The organism is Pseudomonas sp. GW821-FHT07F01 (genome assembly GCF_059418825.1).
Map to the genome: position 1 here is coordinate 160,842 of NZ_JBWKQO010000004.1, position 17,697 is coordinate 178,538.

Sequence of the window (17,697 nt, forward strand, 5' to 3'; positions counted from 1 at the left end):
TGAGCGGGCTTTTTTTTGCCCGCGAAAAATCCCCAGCCCTTTGTTTATGCGCCTTCCATGCATTTCAGCAAATCTTGCGCATAAATAAATGCATTTACGCATTGACTGCATATGCATGAATGCATAATATGAGCCTCAAGCCGCGCAACAGCGGCTGCAAAGACGCTCTTTAGTGGCAAAGCAAAGGCAGCGATGAACCGGCCTCGACGGTTCAGAGGGTTGGCAACTGGCCCGGGTGTGCAGCGTAAAGCACCAGAAGCAGTTATCCGGCGGACAGGGTCGCGGTCGGAGGAACAATTTGAATGGGTCCGTACCGCACCAGTAGTGCCGAAAGACCAAGGTTTGCATTACTGAAAAGCCCGGGCGACCGGGCTTTTTGGAATGCCTGCCTAACGTGGGCCACCAACAGACAGGGACCCTTTGAAACATCGTTATCAGCCTTCTATCAACCGGCCATTTCGCTGGCCTCAATCCGCACGGGAGACGTGAATGACAAACGAGCAACAAGCGTTGCTGGACATGCCGATCTGGCTGGTCATCGTCCTGGCCCTGGTCGGTGGCGTTTCCGGCGAAATGTGGCGCGCCGACAAGGAGGGCGCCCGTGGCTGGTCGCTGCTGCGGCGCCTGGCGCTGCGCTCCGGGGCCTGCGTGGTCTGTGGGGTCTCGGCGATCATGCTGCTGTATGCCGCCGGCGTGTCGATCTGGACCGCCTGCGCCTTCGGTTGCCTGACCGCCATGGCCGGCGCCGACGTCGCCATCGGCCTTTATGAGCGCTGGGCGGCCAAGCGCATCGGGGTATGCGAACCGCCTTCCCGGGATTCCCATTCGGACCAGCCTTGACTCACCGGGCGGCTACCGCCCTCAACACGGTCGTGCGCCCCGGGCTTTCGCCGCCGGGGCCGCTTCGGCCTGATTCTGGAAGCAGACAATGAGCGTACTGACGCAGCTACCCGAGGCCATCACCTCCACGATCAAGTCGGCCATGCCGCATCTGCATAGGGTCGAGGCATTTCCCGAGACTGTTGATGGCTCCGCCGAGACAGCGATCTACTTTGCAATCACCGGCATGGACCCGGGAGCTGATCCGGGCGACGGCCGTAGTTGCCTGCAGGCGACCTTCGAGGCCCGGGTGCGGGTTGACCCGAGCCTTGCGCAAGCCTCCTTGCAGGCGGTCGTTCTGGCAGCGCAGCTCATGGACCTGCTGCGTTGCCAATACTGGAATCTTGATTCTGTCGATAGTGCGAAGGCGGTGTGGGCCAAACCTACCGGCACGGCCGTGGATTCGGCGCCGAAAACCGAGTGGACCGTGCAATGGCAGCAGTCCATCTACCTGGGCCAGGAACAATGGCCCTGGCCCGATCAACCCCCGGGAACACTGGTATTGGGTTTCAGCCCCGACACCGGCCCCGGTCACGAGGGGCACTATCAGGCGCCGGAGCAGATGTCGTGAATTACGTCACCGCAACTCACGACCGAATGCTTTCTGGCCTGATCCTGCCTTGCGCTGTGGTCGGCGTGGACCTTGCCGCGGGCAGACTGCGGGTATCCGATGGCGCGGGCTGGACCAGCGCCTGGGTTCGCTGGCACAGCCAGGCCGCCGGCAAGGCCCGGCACTGGCGGGCGCCGAGCCTGGGGGAACAGGGCGTACTGATCAGCCCCAGTGGCGAGCCGGCGCAGGGCACCTTCGTTCCCGGCCTGTATGGCGATGCCGGTGCCCAGCCGGATAACCGCGAGCACGTCGAGGTCTGGCGCTTCGATGATGGCGGCTCGCTGATCTACGACTGGCAGGCCAAGAGCTACAGCATCTCCCTGCCCAGCGGCACGGTGACGATTCAGGTCGGCACCAGTTCGGTCTTGGTGACGGACAGCAGCATTACCGGCAACGCCGACAGCATCACCCTGACGGGGGCAATCACCTTGAATGGCGAGGTGCAAATCAACGGTGCGAGCTTGAAGCACAACGGGGTGAATGTCGGCTCGACCCACATCCACCCAGCCGTGATGCCCGGCCCTGGAGCAACCGCTCCACCGCAGTGACGCCTTGGCGATCAACGCCGGCCACCCAACCTACAACCCCGATAAACCCGATCAATCTGCCGAATGCGGATTTTTTGTACCCGGAGAAAAGCATGGCAATCCCGAAAAAAAAGCCCGGCCGCACGGCCACCAGTGGCGCTGCGGTCTTTCGCGACACCCTCTACACCTCGCGCATTCTGATCCTGGCGGATGGCCGCGCGCTGTCGGTGGCCCAGGGCGAGGTATCGGTACCGGTCAGCGACACCATCGCCCGAGACTACCTGGAGCAGCATCCGGACTTTCAGTTGCAGGAGTAACACGATGATCGGAATGGATCGCCGTACCGGCTTGCCGCTGTCCGGCATCGAGCATTTGCGGCAGTCCATCGAGGACATCCTGACCACGCCCTTGGGCAGCCGGCGGATGCTTCCTGAATACGGCAGCAACCTGCGCCGTTATGTCGACTTGCCGGTGACCGGTGGCTGGAAAAGCGCGGTTCAGGCAGAAGTCGCCCGGGCGCTGTTGCGCTGGGAGCCCCGCTTGAAGCTGGAGCGGGTAAAGGTTGTAGCGGTGGTGGAGGGCCAGGTCAGTTTCCAACTGACGGGCCGCTACCTGGGTAATGACGCGGTTTTGGAGGTGACGGCATGAGCATGCTGGATTTATCGGCACTGCCGGCGCCGCAGGTGCTGGAAACCCTGGATTTTGAAGCGCTGTATCAGGGCAAGCTGGCGACCTTTCGCCGCTATATGGGCGACAACTGGACGGCCAATCTGGAAAGCGATCCGGTCACCAAGCAACTGGAGCTGTCGGCCTACGGCGACATGCTGTTGCGGGCCCGGGTCAACGATGCGGCCAAGGCGCTGCTGCTGGCCCATGCCCAAGGCACGGACCTGGATCAGTTGGCCGCCAACGTCAACCTGCAGCGCCTGGTGATCCAGGCCGGTGACCCGCAAGCGGTACCGCCTGTGGCGCAGGTCAAGGAAGCCGACGACGCACTGCGTGAGCGTGTCCAACTGGCCTATGAAGGCCTGACCACCGCCGGGCCGCGCAACAGCTACATCCTGCATGCCCGCAATGCCTCGGCCCGGGTGGCGGACGCCGAGGCCGAAAGCCCGTCACCGGCCTGCGTCACGGTTACGGTGCTGAGCCTGGAAGGTGACGGCGCAGCGGCGCCGGAACTGCTGGCGACGGTCGCCGCGGCCCTCAATGATGAGGACGTGCGACCGCTAGGCGATCGGGTCACGGTGAACAGCGCCCAGATACTGCCGTATCGCATCGACGCGGTGCTGCACATGAAAGGGCCGGGCCCGGAAAGCGATGCCGCCCTGGCAGAGGCCGAGCGCAAGCTGGCCGCCTGGGTCAACCCACGCCGGCGCCTGGGCATCGAGGTGGCGCGTTCAGCCATAGATGCCCAGCTGCATGTGGCCGGCGTGGCCCGGGTTGAACTGCGGGGTTGGCAGGACATAGTCCCGAGCAAGGCCCAGGCCGCGTATTGCACCGGCTACAGCGTTACCTTGGGGAGCTGATATGACCAGCCTGCTGCCAAGCAACAGCACACTCTTGGAACGCGCCCTGGAGGCGACCAACAGCAGCGACACCGCCACCATGTTGCGCACCCTGTACAACCCCTCGACCTGCCCGGTGCACCTGCTGCCACAGCTGGCCTGGGCCTGGTCGGTGGATCGCTGGGACCCGCGCTGGAGCGAGACGGTCAAGCGCAATGCCATTCGCGCCTCGTTCTTCATCCATGCCCGCAAGGGCACCATCGGCGCTTTGCGCCGTGTGGTGGAACCGCTGGGCTACCTGATTGAAGTGGTCGAGTGGTGGCAGATGGCTCCCCAAGGCGAGCCAGCCACCTTTGCCCTGAAAGTCGGGGTGCTGGATACCGGCATCACCGAACAGATGTACCAGGAACTGACCCGGCTGATCGATGACGCCAGGCCGGTGAGCCGGCACATGACGGGCCTTGCCATCAGCCTGGAAACCTCCGGTGTCATCGGTTACGGCGCTTATGTGGACCAGGGTGAAGTACTCGACGTTTACCCCCCGACCCCTCGCGATATTGAAGTGATCGGCCGTTACGGCCAGGTCATGTGCATTGATGAAACAGACACCCTGGATGTGTACTCATGATCGATTCCAACAGTCAGTTCTTCGCCATCCTCACTGCGGTGGGCGAGGCGAAACAGGCCAACGCCACTGCCCTGGGCACGCCCTGGACCTTCAAGGAAATGGCGATCGGCGATGCCAACGGCACCGACCCCATCCCGAACAGAACCCAGACCAAGCTGATCAACGAATGGCGACGTGCCCCGGTCAATCAGGTGCGTACTGATCCGGCCAACCCCAACATCATCATCACCGAACAGGTGATTCCGCCTGATGTCGGCGGGCGCTGGATCCGTGAGATCGGCCTGCTCGACGCAGACGGCGACCTGGTGGCGGTGGCCAACTGCGCACCAAGCTTCAAGCCCCTGCTGGCCCAGGGTACCGGCAAGACCCAGGTCATCCGCATGAACTTCATCGTCGCCAACACTGCGCAGATCGTGTTGAAGATTGATCCGGCGGTGGTGCTGGCCACCCGTCAATATGTGGATGATTCCCTGGGGGCAGCCCTTCCGGCGGATAAGGTTGCCGGCGCTTATCGGCAAGTCACTATCGATAAGCGAGGCATAGTTGTCAGTGGCACCAACCCCACAACGCTATCCGGTTATGGCATTGCTGATGCATTTACCAAGTCAGAGACCAGTTCAGCCATACAGGTTTCAAAGGAGAGCATCGTAGCGGCGGCGCCTGTTGCACTCGACACACTAAAAAAGCTGGCTGGCGCAGTGGGCGATGACCCTGGCTTTTCAACGACAGTGACGAATGCGCTTGCCGGCAAAGCAGTAAAAGCCACCACTCTCGGTGGATATGGGATTACAGACGGGGTAACAAAAACTGACCTGGCGAGCGCAGTCAGCAATTTGCTTCCCACAACGGGTGGACGGTTGACGGGATCGGTATTGCTGTCGAGTGACAATAACGACTCGCCGGAGTTTGGCTGGGTGACGCCCACCTGTGACGCTCGCATGGATGTTCTAAATAACAACGTGAGGGTTTTTGCAAGTTATGGCGGTGAAACGTCAACACCGCTTCTTTTGAGTCTTGCCGACAGGACCGCCACCGTCTTTGGTAACTTGCTATGGAATACTGGCAACTTTGACCCGACGCGAAAAGCAGACAAAGCGACCACGCTTGCAGGATATGGCATCACTGATGCTTTACCGGCGAATCGGCTGATCTACTCTCCAAATGCCCCTAAACCCACTGAGGGTGCGGTCGGTACGCTTTGGCTGCAATACGAGGAGCCATGATGAACTTCCACGTAAAACTGGATGGCGGTTACCGGCCTGGTGTCATGCCTTATGTAAAGCTTGCAGACGGCTGGCGAGAGGGTGCGGAACTGTTCATCAAAACCGAAAGTGGGTGGCGCACGGTCTGGCGGCGAACGTTTGTGTTTATCAACACGGTGGAGCGAGCAGGTGCGAGCATTTTTGAGCTCATGGGCAGTCCCGCCAAAGCCCGGAATTATCTCTTTATCAATCGCGCAATGATCTACGGCGGTGGCGCTGGATACTCACTGAGAACGGGAGTATTTCCCCCAGGCTCCACACTGAAAATCATCAATGAACACTACATCCGTGGTGCGGGCGGCGCGGGGGCTTATCCTCCTCGCCCTTTGCCAGGCGCTACAGCCTTTGTTCTGGATTACCCAGCAACGTTGGACAACCGTAACGGGTACATTTTCGGTGGCGGCGGGGGCGGTGGGGATGCCTATTGGCCCAACGTACTGCACACCGGCGGTGGCGGCGGCGCGGGGCGTCCTGGTGGCGTGGGTGGAGGGATGTATCAAGTCTCGACTTACGGCTATGGCTCTCCAGCGGCCGGCACTTTGGATGCTGGCGGCGCTGGCGGCTGGTACACCGCCGGGTGGAATGGTGGTGCCGGCGGAGCACCGGGCAGCCCTGGTGTCGGCTCGTCCAATCCCGCTGGTGCTGGCGGTTATTCGATTGAGAAAAATGGCAACAACTTGATCTTTGAAGCGGGCAACAGCCCTGATCGAGTAAAGGGGAATATCTTGTGAATGGATTTAAAGTTCTCTCTGTGTCGGCGACCGCTGGCACCATGCTTGTCGACTGGGGCGATGTGACGCTGAACCACTATATCCCCCAGGAGATTCTGACCACCCCCGACATCGATGCCGTGGCCTTGGCCCAAGTCATCGAGAGTATGCGCCCAGCTCCAGCTGTCGCCTTGGAGTTGCCTCAAGCACTCCAGGCAATGGTTGAACCTTCCAGCCTTGGAGACGATGAGCGACTCTGGCGTGCCGCGCAGTTGACGACGGTGACCTGGCTGCGCGATCGCCATTACGATCAGCTTGAAATGAAGGTATCCACCAATCTTTCGGAGCAGCAGTTCAACGAGCTTCTGATGTACATGCAATCCCTACGCGACTGGCCCCAATCCCCACACTTCCCACAGACCGAACACCGCCCGGCAGCTCCATCCTGGATCGCCGAACAAACTCGATAAACGCCCCGCACCGCCGGGGCGTTTTCTTTCCCGCTTCCCACTAATCAATCATCCCTACGAGCCCCCTTCACCCGGGGCTTTTTCATGTCTGGAGTTTATCCATGAGTGGTTTTTTCCACGGCGTTACTGTCACCAACGTCGACACCGGCGCACGCACCATCTCGCTGCCCACGTCTTCGATCATCGGCCTGGTGGATACCTTCACCGAAGGCCCTGACTTCAGCGCCAAGGCCAACGACCTGCTGCTGATCACCAACGAGCGTGAGGCTATCGCGGCCTGGGGCCCGGATGCGGCCATCACCAAGGCCTGCCAGGCCATCTACCAGCGGGCCAAGGCAGTGATCGTCGCTTGCGGCGTGGCCAAGGTGGCGGATGCGGCCGAGCAGACCTCGGCGATCATCGGCGGGGTGCTGGCCGACGGCAAGCGTACCGGCCTGCAAGCCTTGCTGGATGGCAAGAGCCGTTTCAACGCCCAGCCGCGATTGCTGGTGACCCCCAAGCACAGCTCGACCCAGGCGGTCGGTACTGCGCTGGTGGCCCTGGCCGACAAGCTGCGTGGCCTGGCGATCATCGATGGCCCCAACAGCACCGACGAAGCGGCCATGGCGTATGCCAAGCACTTCGGCGCCAAGCGCGCCTACATGGTCGACCCGGGCATTCAGTACTGGGACAACGGCGCCAGCGCCACCGTCGATGCGCCGGCTTCGGCCTGGGTCGCGGGCCTGTTTGCCTGGACCGACAACGAGTACGGCTTCTGGGCCTCGCCGTCGAACAAGGAGTTTGTCGGCATCACCGGCACTGCGCGTGCCATCGAGTTCCTGGACGGCGATGAAACCTGCCGCGCCAACCTGCTGAACAACGCCAACATCACCACCATCATTCGTGATGAAGGTTTCCGCCTGTGGGGCAACCGCACGCTCTCCAGCGATCCGAAGTGGGCCTTTGTCACCCGGGTACGGACCATGGACATCGTCATGGACGCGATCCTCTACGGCCACAAATGGGCAGTGGACCGCTCGATCACCGCGACCTACGTCAAGGACGTCACCGAGGGCCTGCAGGCGTTCATGCGTGATCTGAAGAACCAGGGCGCGATCATCAACTTCGAGGTCTACGCCGACACCGAACTCAACACCGCCAGCCAGCTGGAGCAGGGCAAGGTGTACTGGAACATCCGCTTCACCGACGTGCCACCGGCCGAAAACCCCAACTTCCGCGTCGAGGTCACCAACCAGTGGCTGACCGAAGTCCTCGAACACACCGCTTAAGGAGCAGCAGCAATGGCAATGATTCCCGAAACCCTGGCGAACATGAACCTGTTCGTCGATGGCATCAGCTTTCAAGGCGACGTGCCGAGCCTGACCCTGCCCAAGTTGACCCTCAAGACCGAGGAACATCGGGTCGGCGGCATGGATGTGCCCGTCGAGCTGGACATGGGCATGGAGAAGCAGGAAGCCGGCTTCACCACCACCGGTGTGCGCCGCGAGTCGCTGAAGATGTTCGGCCTGGCCGACGGCAGCGGTTTCAACGGCGTGTTCCGTGGCGCCTTCAAGGGCCTCAAGGGCAAGGTCACGCCGGTGATCGTGACCCTGCGCGGCTTGCTCAAGGAAGTCGACATGGGCGATTGGAAATCCGGCGACAAGGCCGAGGTCAAGCACAACGTGGCCCTGACCTACTACAAGCTGGAAGTCGATGGTCGCTTGATCTACGAGATCGATGCCCTGGGCATGAAGCGCGTGATCAACGGCGTCGACCAGCTGGCCGCGCAACGTTCTGCCCTGGGCCTGTAAGGAAAAAACATGTCTCAAGCAATCGACAAGACCCCGTCCTGGATGACCCTGAGCAGCGACAGCGTGGTGCTGGCGCTGAGCAAACCGGTGGAGATGAATGGCGTGGTCTGCGACAAGGTCACCTTGCGCGCCCCCACCGTGCGTGATGTGCGTGCGGCCAACTCCGGGGCTGCCGGCGATGATGAACAGCGCGAACTGATGCTGTTCGCCAGCCTGGCGCAAATCAGTGCCAAGGATCTGGAGGGCATGGCGCTCAAGGACTATCAGCGCCTGCAGGCCGGCTATTTTCGCCTGGTGCAAGACGACGAGCTTTGACCCTGCGGTGATGAAGATGGCGGCGAAGCGGCTCGCCAGCGAGCTGCATTTCGCCGCCGAGGAAATCATGATCATGAGGTTTTCTGACATGGTCTGGTGGCTCACGGATTGAGCCCGTCACCCAAGGAGCAGGAGAAGCAGATGGCGAACAAGCTGGAATCAGGGCTGGTGGTGGTGGGTACCGCCCTCAGTTCGACGTGGGACGCCGCCTTCAAGACGGTGGAAGGCCGGATCAAGCAACTGGAGCAGCAGGGCAGCAAGGCCCGGGTACTGGAAAAGACCATTGGCCAGACCCTGCGCCTGCAGGATGAATGGAAAAAGGCCCATGACACCGGTGCTGCTTCTGCCGCCGGGCTGTTGCGCCGGTTGGAACAGAGCCGTGATGGCCTGCGCCAGCAAGGTGTGCAGGTACATAAACTGCGTCAGGAATATCAGGCGCTGGGTAAGGTGGCCCGGGGCTCCGCTCTGCAGGCCCGGGGGCACCAGCAGATCGACCAGGGCAAGGCCGACTTCAAGGCGGCGTATGGCTTGGCCAAGGACGGGGTCGGCAAGCTGGCCATTCCGGTCAAGATCAATGCCGACTATCAGGCGCTGATCCGTGACATCGCGATCAAGTCCGGTGTGGCCAATCAACCTCAGGAAGCGCAGCTGAGCCGCAGCGTCGTTCAGACTTCACGGAATACGGGAATGGCCCGCAACGAGGTGGCGGCTCTGGTGGGGCAGATGACTGCCAAGGGCATGTCGCTGGACAAGGCGCAAGGTTACGCGGGGCTTGCGGCCAGGTTCGCGGTGGGGCAGGGCGCGGGTATCGAAGATACGGCGAACCTGATGCGGGCCCTTGAGCTGAAGGCCGGGATCAGCGATCCCAAGGTCATGGAGCAGGCCCTGGAGGCCATCGCCTTGCAGGGGCAGGCGGGCAATTTCGAGGCCGCCGACATGGCGCGCTTGCTCCCGGCGCTGCTCGAGAGCGCGAGCGGGGAGGGGCTCACCGGCATGGATGCGGTGAGCCAGCTGGGCTCGATGCTGCAAGTGCAGATGAACACCGCGGGCGGTGCTGATCAGGCCGCCGGTCAACTGCAGAACTGGATCGAGAAAATCGGTTCCAGTGAGGCGGTCAAGGCTTACGAAGATGCCGGCATTGATTATCAGGCGTCGCTGAACACCGGTATCCAGAAGGGTATGTCGAGCCTGGAGGCGAGCTTTGCCCTGGCCATGCGCTATGTCAGGGCCATCGACCCGGCCAAGGCCGCGAAGATGGCCGAGGCCCAGGCGCAGATCAGCAAGGAAACCGATCCGGCGAAGGCCAAGTCCATGCTCGAGGCTCTGGAAGAGTCCCTGCGTACCGGTGACCTGTTCACCGATATGCAGATCAAGGCGGCCTTGCTGGCTCACACCCAGGGCCGGCAGCAATACGAGCAACTGAAGAAGGACTCGTTGAGTGCTTCGGGGGTTATCGACAAGAACCTGGCTGAGCGTCGGCAAGCCTCCGCCCAGCTGTGGAAGGAAACCGCGCAGGCGGTCGACGGTGGCATGCTTGCCGTGGGGAAGGCCCTGCAACCAGCCACGGATCTGGTGGCCCAAAGCATCACGCTGGTGGTCGGCAAGCTGACCGAACTGGCGGAGAAGGCACCCTCATTGGTACTGGGGGTGACCGCCCTGGGCGCCGCTTATGTCGCGGTGAAAAAGCTGATGGCTGTCTACACCATTGGCAAGGGCCTGCTGAATGTCGCTCGAGGTTCACTGCAGGTTGGCCGCAAAATGGTGAAGCGCTCCTCTGGTGGCACTGCGAGCGGTATCGACTGTTGTGCGCCCATGCTCGATTGCGGCCCGGACAAAAAACGCCGCAAGAGTCGTGGCGGGCGCAAGACGCCCAGGCGCGAGCCTCGTTCGAGGGGCATGGGCAGCAAAGGCTTCAAGAGCCCTTTGACGCCCAGCGGCCTGGAGAGAGTGGCCAGAGGGGCTGCCACCTCTGGTGCCGTAATGAAAGGCGCCGGTTCCCTGGCCAAGGGAGTCGCGCCCTTGCTCAAGGGCGGTGCGATCCTTTCGGTGCTCGGTGCAGGTTTCCAGGTGGCGGACACTTACCTGAATGCCCAGACCCAGGATGAAAAAGCCGAAGGCTACGGCGAGGCGGCGGGCAATCTTGCTGGCGCCGCCGCGGGTGCAGCAGCAGGGGCGGCCATTGGCTCCGTGGTGCCGGTGATCGGCACGGTGATTGGCGGGCTGGTGGGTGGCGCCCTGGGTGCCTGGGGCGGTTCGGCCGCCGGTGGCGCCTTGGGTAAAAAGCTGTTCGGCTCCAACGAGTCGCTCAAGCACTTGCCCGCAGCCGGTCCGCTGATGATGCGCAACGCCGGGCAGAACATCCCGCCGGTCATGGGCGATATCGCCAAATCCTTCCAGAAAGGCCAGACGCCCCCGCTGATGGGGCAGGCGGCGCGCTCGATGCTCAGCCCATCGTCGTCTGCTGCGGCGCCGGCCACGATCACCGCGCCGGAGTCGCTCAAACCCCAGGTACCTCCAGTCATCGAGCAGCAGTTCAGCTTCGCGCCCTACTTGTCGATCTCGGTCCACGGTGATGTGCGCGACCCCGCGCAACTGGCCCGGGAACTGGAACCCCACCTGCGCTGGCAGTTCGACGAGTTCAGCCGCCAGGCTGCCGCTCGCCAGCTGTTCGACGCCGCACACGTTTAAGGAGATCGCATGGCTTACATGGAGCAGCTGCAATCGGGGCTGGGTTCCCTGGTGGCGGCAGCGGAAGCGGGGCGGCGCAGTGCTGATGAAATGCTCGGGCCCATGAACGGCGCCATCAGCGACATCAGCGGCGCCGCCCTGGAGCTTGAAAGCCTGCCCGTTGTCGGGCCGGCGCTGGGCGCCAAACTGCAACGCACGATGCGCAGTATCGGTGCGGCGCAGTCGGTGGTGGGGGAAGTCGCGGCCAAGTACAGCCAGGCAGTGACCGTCGCCGGGCAGATGCAGCAGCGTCTTGGCGCCCTGCAGGAACAGGTGGCCAAGGCCGGCGCGGCAATCAATCGGATCGGCGGGCAGATCAGTCCTTCCCTGGGCAACATCTTCCCGACCGCCGCATTTGCCGAACAGACCACTCCGGCGGCCGAGGCGGTGAAGCCCTTCGCGCACCTGTTGATCCTGCAACCGCTCGGGGCGGGCGCCCAGCCTTACTACTTCAACGTCGATACCGCAGCCTTCGAGGCGCTGCGCCGGCAGAGCGGATTCCGCTGGGCCGGTCAGGAGCGCTTGAGCCGTAGTGTCGCCCAGCAGGCGGTGGGCCAGGGTGAAGAGCGGATCTCTCTCAAAGGCACGGTGTTTCCCGGGTTCAAGGGCGGACTGGGGCAGTTGCAGACCTTGCGCAGCATCGGGCGGCGCTTGCAGCCGCTGAGCCTGACCACCGGCTACGGCGAAGTGCTGGGCACCTGGTGCCTGACCAGCATCGAGGAAGATCAGAGCCACCTGCTGGCCGGCGGTATCCCGCGCAAACAAGGTTTTTCATTGGAGTTCGTAAGCTATGGCGACGACTTGCAGAACGTCTGACGGGGATCTGCTCGATACCTTGTGTTACCAGTATTACGGCCACCTCAACGGCTGTGTCGAAGCGGTGCTGGACGCCAACCAGGGGTTGGCCGACGAGGTACAGCCGTTTCGCGCCGGGCTGCTGATCCGGCTGCCGGAGCTGCCGGCCCGGGCCGAGGCCAGGGTCCAGCTATGGGATTGAGCCCCAACCCCTTTACCCAACCCCGTCGAGCACGGGGTTGGCTTTTTCTGGAGTACGGCACATGACCCCAGCGTTTCGCATCGTCGCCGATGGCCGGGACATCACCGCGCAGATCAACGACCGCTTGCTGAGCCTGCGCACCACGGACAAGCCCGGCCTGGAGTCGGATGAATTCGAGCTGCGCATCGATGACCGCGACGGCGCCGTGGCGCTGCCCCGGCGCGGCGCGAGCATTGAAGTGTTCCTCGGTTACGCCGGCCAGGAGCTGACTCGCCTGGGGCGCTACACCGTGGACGAAGTGGTGGTGAACGGGCCGCCCGATACGCTCGAGATCCGTGGCAAGGCCAGCGACATGCGCGGCAGTGGCAAGACCACCCGCAGCGGTAGTTGGGAGAACGTTGCGCTGCAGCTCATCGTCCGTGACCTGGCGGCGCGCAATGGATGGCAGCCGGTCTGCCCGCTCGCCATCAAGGTGCCGCGCATCGATCAGCTCAACGAGTCGGATTTCAACTTCATCACCCGCCTGGCCCGGCAATACGACTGCACCGCCAAGATGGCCGAAGGCAAGCTGCTGGTGTTGCCCCGCCAGGCCGGGCAGAGCGCGAGCGGCAAGGCCCTGGGGGTTGTCACCCTCGGGCGTGGCGATGTCAGCCGCTACCAGTTCCGCCTGAGTGACGGCAGCACCCACAAGGCAGTGCAGACCCGGCACCAGGACCCCAGGAGCGGAAAGCTGCGGGTCATCGACCTGGGGAACGATGGCTCGCCGGATGATTCGCCCGCCGTGCACACCGACCGCCACCTCTACCCGAACCAGTCTGCCGCCGAGCAGGTCGCCAAGGCGCGCCTGGCGGCCTTCAACCGCAGTACCGCCAGCCTGCGCCTGGACCTTGCGGGGCGCACCGATCTGTTCGCCGAGCGAATGATCAATGCCCAGGGCTTCAAGGCCGGGCTCGACGGTGACTATCTGGTGGACTCGGTCGAACAGTTGTTCACCCAAGCCGGATGGACGACCACGGTCCAGTGCAACGGCGGCAAGCAAGGCAAGGCCAAGGCCAAGGGCAAGCCGCCCCAGGCCCGCAACCCCCTCAGGGTCGAGCAGCTTTAAGCCTTGATCCCATTCCCACTGACGGGGCAACCCGCCCACAGGAGTATTCATGAAACCAGGCATCACCCTGGCGATCCGGCATTTTCTCCGGACCTTGATCGCCGGTTGCAGCTTGCTGCTGGCCGCTGCCGCCCATGCGGCACCCTTTGTCCTGGCCTATACCGACGGCCAGGTCGAAGCGTCCTACAGCAATCTGCAGGCGTTCCACCGCAACCTGTCCGCCGTCGGCCTGGGCAGCACCTACGGCCTGACCGTCACCGGCAAGCTGCATCAGGACGGCATGAACGAAACCACGCAGAACATCATCCGCTTTGCCAAGAGCCAATCCCTGCCGCTGTACCCGACTGTTTCCGACTACAACGAAGACATCGGCGCCTTCGACCCGGCTATTTCCCACTCCATCCTCAACGACCGGGCCTTGAGCGCCGGCACCGTCAAGCAGTTGGTCAAGCTGGCCAAAGAGGGCGGATTTGCTGGCATCAACCTGGACTTCGAGAAGGTCGAACCCAGGAATCGCGCCGCGTTTTGCGCCTTCGTCAAAACCCTGGGCAACGCCCTGCATGCCGGCAACAAGAAGCTGATCATCAGCATCCCGCCCAAGCTCAGCGACACCGAGCCTGAGTACCTGCAAGGCTACGACTACAAGGCCCTGGGCGCGGCGGTGGACTACTTCCAGGTGATGACCTACGACCAGGTCGGGCCGGGCTGGAGCAGCGGCGGCTTTCACAATGAAGCCTGGCCCGGCCCCGAATCGGGCTTCGACTGGCAGCAGGCGCTGCTCAGTTACGCCGTTTCCCGAGTCCCGGCGAGCAAGGTCCTGGCAGGGCTGCCCGCATACGGCCAGGACTACAGCATCGGCAACCGGGTGCACTGGTCGGCCTATCAGGAAATCATTGCCGAGCACCGGGCAGCCACTCACCGGGATGCCGCTTCTGCGACGCCTTATGCCACCTGGGGCCCGGTCAAGAGCTTCGCCGATGGCGTGGAATGGACCCCGGAACGAGCGCAACCCGTGCTCTGGTACGACGATGCCGCCAGCATCAAGACCAAGACCGCCCTGGTGACCAGGTTGGGCCTGGGCGGCACCAGCGTCTGGGCCATGGGCTATGAAAATGCCGAGTTCTGGGCTGCGCTGCAGTCAGGGCTCAAGGCCAGCAATGAGCTCTTGCCGACCGGGCGGGAGTGATCCTGGCTACGCCAGAATTCCGGGGGCTGCCCCGGGTAACGTTCGACGGATGGAAGAGTACTGCCCCATGAATGACGAAGACCTTGCGGCGATCAATCGACTGATCGCTGCGCTCCAGGCCCAGACCGATGGACAGGCCGCCCTGAACAGCGCGATCCGCCTGCTGGCGCAGAGCAATCAGGCACTGGTGGACTTGATCAAGAGTCGCGAGCCAGACCCCAACGCTCCCCCTTATCTGGATGGCTCGCCGGCCCCCTGAACTGAGGGTTCCAGCGTCTTGAGCTTCCTCCCCGAGTAACACTCACAGCCCGCCGTCGCGGGTTTTTTATTGTTTGATGGAGAACACCTGATGTCGATTCTTACCCAAGGTACGCAAATCTTTGCCCTGGTTCCGCCTGTCTCCGGCAGCGGCCCCTACACCGTGCTGGAAATCGAGCACGCCACGTCCTTCGACCCGGGCGGTGCACCCGCCGAGCAGATCGAAGACACCAGCCTCAACGCCGAAGAACGCAGCTACAAGAAGGGCCTGCGCACTCCAGGAACCGCCAGTCTGGGGCTGAACGCCGACCCGGCCAACGCCAGCCATATCCGCTTGCACCAACTGTCCGAAGCCAATGGCGATACCAGCGTCAAATGGGTCGTGGGTTGGTCCGATGGCAAGGGTGTAGTCCCTACCCTCAATACCAAGGGTGACAACTTCGAACTGCCCACCACCCGTACCTGGTTCGCCTTTGACGGCTACGTCTCGGACTTCCCGTTCAACTTCGCCCTGAACGCCGTGGTGACCACCACCGTCACCATTCAGCGCACCGGCGGTTCCACCTGGATCAAGAAGGCCTGAGCCACGCCATGAACCTCAAGCAGCTGAAAGCCAAGGGCGGCATCGTCGATGCCCTGCCCGTGAAGAAACAGGTGAGCTGGACTCACCATGACAGCAAGACTGGCAAGGAAGTGACCGACACCTTGACCCTGCATGTTCGCCGGCAGTCTTTCGGGGTTATCGAGCGCCTGTTTGCCGAGAGTGACAGCGAGCTGAGCCGTAATGCCCGCTACATCGCCGCGTCGGTGGCCTTGGGCGCTGACGGCTCGGAAGCCCTCAGCTACGACGATGCCTACGGGCTGGAGCCGTCCCTGGGGTTCCTGATTCTCAATGCGGTGAATGAGGTCAATGGCACCGGTGGCGCCGCGGCAAAAAACTGACCGCCGCCGATGAGTTCTGGCACGAGTTGGTGCTGAACGGAGTCGGCGGCCGGACCATTGTCGAAGCCAAGGAACGCATGACCTACCAGGAAGCCCTGGCATGGGGGCGCTATATCGACCGATATGGTTCCTTGCATACCGGTAGGCGGCTGGAGGCGGGCAGCGCCCTGGTGGCGCTGCAGACCCACCGGCTGGGCGGAGGCATGGCGGAGTTGCTGGACTTCATGCCTCACGAACAACGTTTGGGGTTGTCACTCGAACGTGCAATGAACGAGTGGCGCTGACATCAGGCCACTTTCCCCAAACCCGTTTCGACGGGTTTTTTCATGACCCGGAGAAACCTATGGCAACTGCTTCCCAAGGGAACATGCAACTGGACCTTGGCAGCCTGGAGCGGGCCCTGGACAAGGCCCAGCGTATTACCGACCAAGGCATGCGCAGCATGCAGAGGCGTGTCGAGGATGCGAGCAAGAAAATTGCCGAGGCGCTGGCGACTTCGTCTGCTTCCGCGTTGGGCACGACCTCCAATGCCTTTGATGGCCTGCGCAAGGCCTATGACCCGGCTGCCAGAGCGGCCGATGATTTTGTAAAGAGTCAAAGCTCCTTGAGCGCACTGCTCCAGCAGAACAAAAGTGCTGGAACCGAGTATGCGCAATCCCTGGAAGTATCTGGGAAAAAACTGGGGGCGTACTCCGACGAGATGGAGAAACTGCGTAATTCAGGTGCTCTAGCTGTCTCTCAGTTAGGCAGGGGGAGTCGTCAACAGGCACTGGCCGCCCAACTTAGCGCGAACGATAAAGAATATGCGTTGGCGCGCAAGGCTCTGGATAAGCAATTTCCTCAAGGCGCGGTTCAGTCGCCAGCGACCTATGCCGACAAGTCGGGGATCAAGTTTCCGGCAGGAGATTCCTATGGCCGTGGGGCGTCACAGGGTGACGACTATGCCATCAAGCTTGATGAGCTGAAGACCAAGCACAGTGACATGGCCCTGCAGATTCAAAGCAACTATGTACAGATGAGCGAAGCACTCGGCGACTGGAAAAATGGTGCCTCGTCGGCTTTGGATGACTACATGAATAACGCCGGTAACGTCGCCGCTCAGTCGAAGGCGGTGTTCACCAGTGCGTTTGAGCAGATGGATGCCGCGATCCTCCAGTTCGCTACCACGGGCAAGTTCTCCTTTTCCGATTTCGCCAAGTCGGTGCTCAAGGACATGGCGATGTTGGCGGCGAAGACAGCGGCGTCCAAAGCGTTGAGTTCGTTGTTTGGAATGGTCGGCTCGGCCGTGATGAGCCTTTGGCCCAGCGCTGCTCCGGCTTCAAGCACGTTCACGGTTGATGGCGCCACGACTGTATTCAAGCCGCAGATCGATGCGTCCAGCATGTCTCCTCCTGTATTCCCTCATGCCAAGGGCGGTACCTTCACCAACACGGTGGCCACCGCTCCAACGTTGGCTCCAATGGCCCTGTTCGGTGAAGCCGGCCCAGAGGCAATCATGCCTTTAAGTCGCGGTGCCGACGGTTCGCTGGGTGTCGTTGCGCTGGGCGGTGGACAATCCGGCACCACCAGCAACCAGCAGGTGGTCATCCAGCAGACCATCAACGTACCCGACGGACAGGCCGGTGCCTCGGGTGCAGGCACGAACTCCCAGAGCCTGGCCAATGCCTACGCCAGCGCGGCGAAGCAGGGCGCGGCCGAACAGATCGCCCGAGACTTGAAACCGGGCGGCCAAATCTGGTCCGTCATCAACGGCCGCTGAATTCCAGTGGCCGCAACGGCTCACGCC

22 protein-coding genes and 1 pseudogene are annotated in these 17,697 nt (G+C 62.4%); all 23 read left to right on the forward strand.

The window, feature by feature from the left end; all coding sequences use genetic code 11:
- The first annotated feature begins 489 nt into the window (after positions 1 to 489).
- The 23 genes and pseudogenes from AC07R1_RS14985 (at position 490) to AC07R1_RS15095 (ending at position 17,670) form a co-directional block, all read left to right on the forward strand.
- The gene (locus AC07R1_RS14985; RefSeq protein WP_011059558.1) at positions 490 to 840 is read left to right on the forward strand and encodes a phage holin family protein; all 351 of its coding nucleotides are present in this window, start codon (positions 490 to 492) and stop codon (positions 838 to 840) included.
- Positions 841 to 928: 88 nt separating this feature from the next.
- Positions 929 to 1,450 carry a hypothetical protein gene (locus tag AC07R1_RS14990; RefSeq protein ID WP_495110655.1) on the forward strand — a complete coding sequence of 174 codons (522 nt, stop codon included), beginning with the start codon at positions 929 to 931 and terminating at the stop codon, positions 1,448 to 1,450.
- Positions 1,447 to 2,037 carry a phage baseplate assembly protein V gene (locus AC07R1_RS14995; protein WP_495110656.1) on the forward strand — a complete coding sequence of 197 codons (591 nt, stop codon included), beginning with the start codon at positions 1,447 to 1,449 and terminating at the stop codon, positions 2,035 to 2,037. Before AC07R1_RS14990 ends, AC07R1_RS14995 begins: the two co-directional genes overlap by 4 nt.
- Positions 2,038 to 2,129: 92 nt before the next feature.
- The gene (locus tag AC07R1_RS15000; RefSeq protein ID WP_125062637.1) at positions 2,130 to 2,333 is read left to right on the forward strand and encodes a hypothetical protein; all 204 of its coding nucleotides are present in this window, start codon (positions 2,130 to 2,132) and stop codon (positions 2,331 to 2,333) included.
- Positions 2,334 to 2,337: 4 nt separating this feature from the next.
- Positions 2,338 to 2,664, forward strand: coding sequence for a GPW/gp25 family protein (locus tag AC07R1_RS15005; RefSeq protein WP_015634349.1), 327 nt, complete (start codon positions 2,338 to 2,340; stop codon positions 2,662 to 2,664).
- Positions 2,661 to 3,542 carry a baseplate assembly protein gene (locus AC07R1_RS15010; protein ID WP_053156560.1) on the forward strand — a complete coding sequence of 294 codons (882 nt, stop codon included), beginning with the start codon at positions 2,661 to 2,663 and terminating at the stop codon, positions 3,540 to 3,542. The genes AC07R1_RS15005 and AC07R1_RS15010 overlap by 4 nt, the downstream gene beginning before the upstream one ends.
- A 1-nt stretch (position 3,543) precedes the next feature.
- Complete coding sequence (locus AC07R1_RS15015) at positions 3,544 to 4,149, forward strand: phage tail protein I (RefSeq protein ID WP_019093190.1); 606 nt, start codon at positions 3,544 to 3,546, stop codon at positions 4,147 to 4,149.
- A pseudogene (locus tag AC07R1_RS15020) lies at positions 4,146 to 4,634 on the forward strand (phage tail protein); the annotation flags it as partial. The gene AC07R1_RS15015 and the pseudogene AC07R1_RS15020, both read left to right, overlap by 4 nt.
- A gap of 737 nt (positions 4,635 to 5,371) precedes the next feature.
- Positions 5,372 to 6,142, forward strand: coding sequence for a hypothetical protein (locus tag AC07R1_RS15025; RefSeq protein ID WP_342401250.1), 771 nt, complete (start codon positions 5,372 to 5,374; stop codon positions 6,140 to 6,142).
- Entirely contained in the window at positions 6,139 to 6,591 is a 453-nt protein-coding gene (locus AC07R1_RS15030; RefSeq protein WP_141323252.1) for a phage tail assembly chaperone, read from the forward strand. The genes AC07R1_RS15025 and AC07R1_RS15030 overlap by 4 nt, the downstream gene beginning before the upstream one ends.
- Before the next feature lie 101 nt (positions 6,592 to 6,692).
- Positions 6,693 to 7,859, forward strand: a complete 1,167-nt coding sequence (locus AC07R1_RS15035) for a phage tail sheath subtilisin-like domain-containing protein (protein WP_015634354.1) — start codon at positions 6,693 to 6,695, stop codon at positions 7,857 to 7,859.
- A gap of 12 nt (positions 7,860 to 7,871) precedes the next feature.
- On the forward strand, positions 7,872 to 8,381 hold the full coding sequence (locus AC07R1_RS15040) for a phage major tail tube protein (protein WP_015634355.1): 510 nt from the start codon (positions 7,872 to 7,874) through the stop codon (positions 8,379 to 8,381).
- 9 nt (positions 8,382 to 8,390) lie between these two features.
- Positions 8,391 to 8,696 (forward strand): phage tail assembly protein, encoded by a 306-nt coding sequence (locus AC07R1_RS15045; protein WP_015634356.1) that lies wholly within the window; start codon positions 8,391 to 8,393, stop codon positions 8,694 to 8,696.
- Positions 8,697 to 8,837: 141 nt separating this feature from the next.
- Positions 8,838 to 11,384: a phage tail tape measure protein gene (locus AC07R1_RS15050; protein ID WP_495110657.1), complete on the forward strand. Its 2,547-nt coding sequence runs from the start codon at positions 8,838 to 8,840 to the stop codon at positions 11,382 to 11,384.
- A gap of 9 nt (positions 11,385 to 11,393) precedes the next feature.
- Positions 11,394 to 12,239: a phage tail protein gene (locus tag AC07R1_RS15055; protein ID WP_015634358.1), complete on the forward strand. Its 846-nt coding sequence runs from the start codon at positions 11,394 to 11,396 to the stop codon at positions 12,237 to 12,239.
- On the forward strand, positions 12,214 to 12,420 hold the full coding sequence (locus AC07R1_RS15060) for a tail protein X (protein WP_015634359.1): 207 nt from the start codon (positions 12,214 to 12,216) through the stop codon (positions 12,418 to 12,420). Before AC07R1_RS15055 ends, AC07R1_RS15060 begins: the two co-directional genes overlap by 26 nt.
- 61 nt (positions 12,421 to 12,481) lie before the next feature.
- Positions 12,482 to 13,525 (forward strand): phage late control D family protein, encoded by a 1,044-nt coding sequence (locus AC07R1_RS15065; protein WP_495110658.1) that lies wholly within the window; start codon positions 12,482 to 12,484, stop codon positions 13,523 to 13,525.
- A 49-nt stretch (positions 13,526 to 13,574) separates the two neighbouring features.
- Positions 13,575 to 14,711, forward strand: a complete 1,137-nt coding sequence (locus AC07R1_RS15070; protein WP_125062645.1) for a glycosyl hydrolase family 18 protein — start codon at positions 13,575 to 13,577, stop codon at positions 14,709 to 14,711.
- A gap of 67 nt (positions 14,712 to 14,778) precedes the next feature.
- Positions 14,779 to 14,970, forward strand: coding sequence for a hypothetical protein (locus tag AC07R1_RS15075; protein WP_019093183.1), 192 nt, complete (start codon positions 14,779 to 14,781; stop codon positions 14,968 to 14,970).
- A 90-nt stretch (positions 14,971 to 15,060) separates the two neighbouring features.
- Positions 15,061 to 15,552, forward strand: a complete 492-nt coding sequence (locus AC07R1_RS15080) for a phage tail tube protein (RefSeq protein ID WP_016964892.1) — start codon at positions 15,061 to 15,063, stop codon at positions 15,550 to 15,552.
- Between the two features lie 8 nt (positions 15,553 to 15,560).
- On the forward strand, positions 15,561 to 15,911 hold the full coding sequence (locus AC07R1_RS15085; RefSeq protein ID WP_210671169.1) for a phage tail assembly chaperone family protein, TAC: 351 nt from the start codon (positions 15,561 to 15,563) through the stop codon (positions 15,909 to 15,911).
- A gap of 29 nt (positions 15,912 to 15,940) precedes the next feature.
- Entirely contained in the window at positions 15,941 to 16,195 is a 255-nt protein-coding gene (locus tag AC07R1_RS15090; RefSeq protein WP_495110659.1) for a hypothetical protein, read from the forward strand.
- A gap of 59 nt (positions 16,196 to 16,254) precedes the next feature.
- On the forward strand, positions 16,255 to 17,670 hold the full coding sequence (locus AC07R1_RS15095) for a phage tail tape measure protein (protein ID WP_495110660.1): 1,416 nt from the start codon (positions 16,255 to 16,257) through the stop codon (positions 17,668 to 17,670).
- The last annotated feature ends 27 nt before the right edge of the window (positions 17,671 to 17,697 follow it).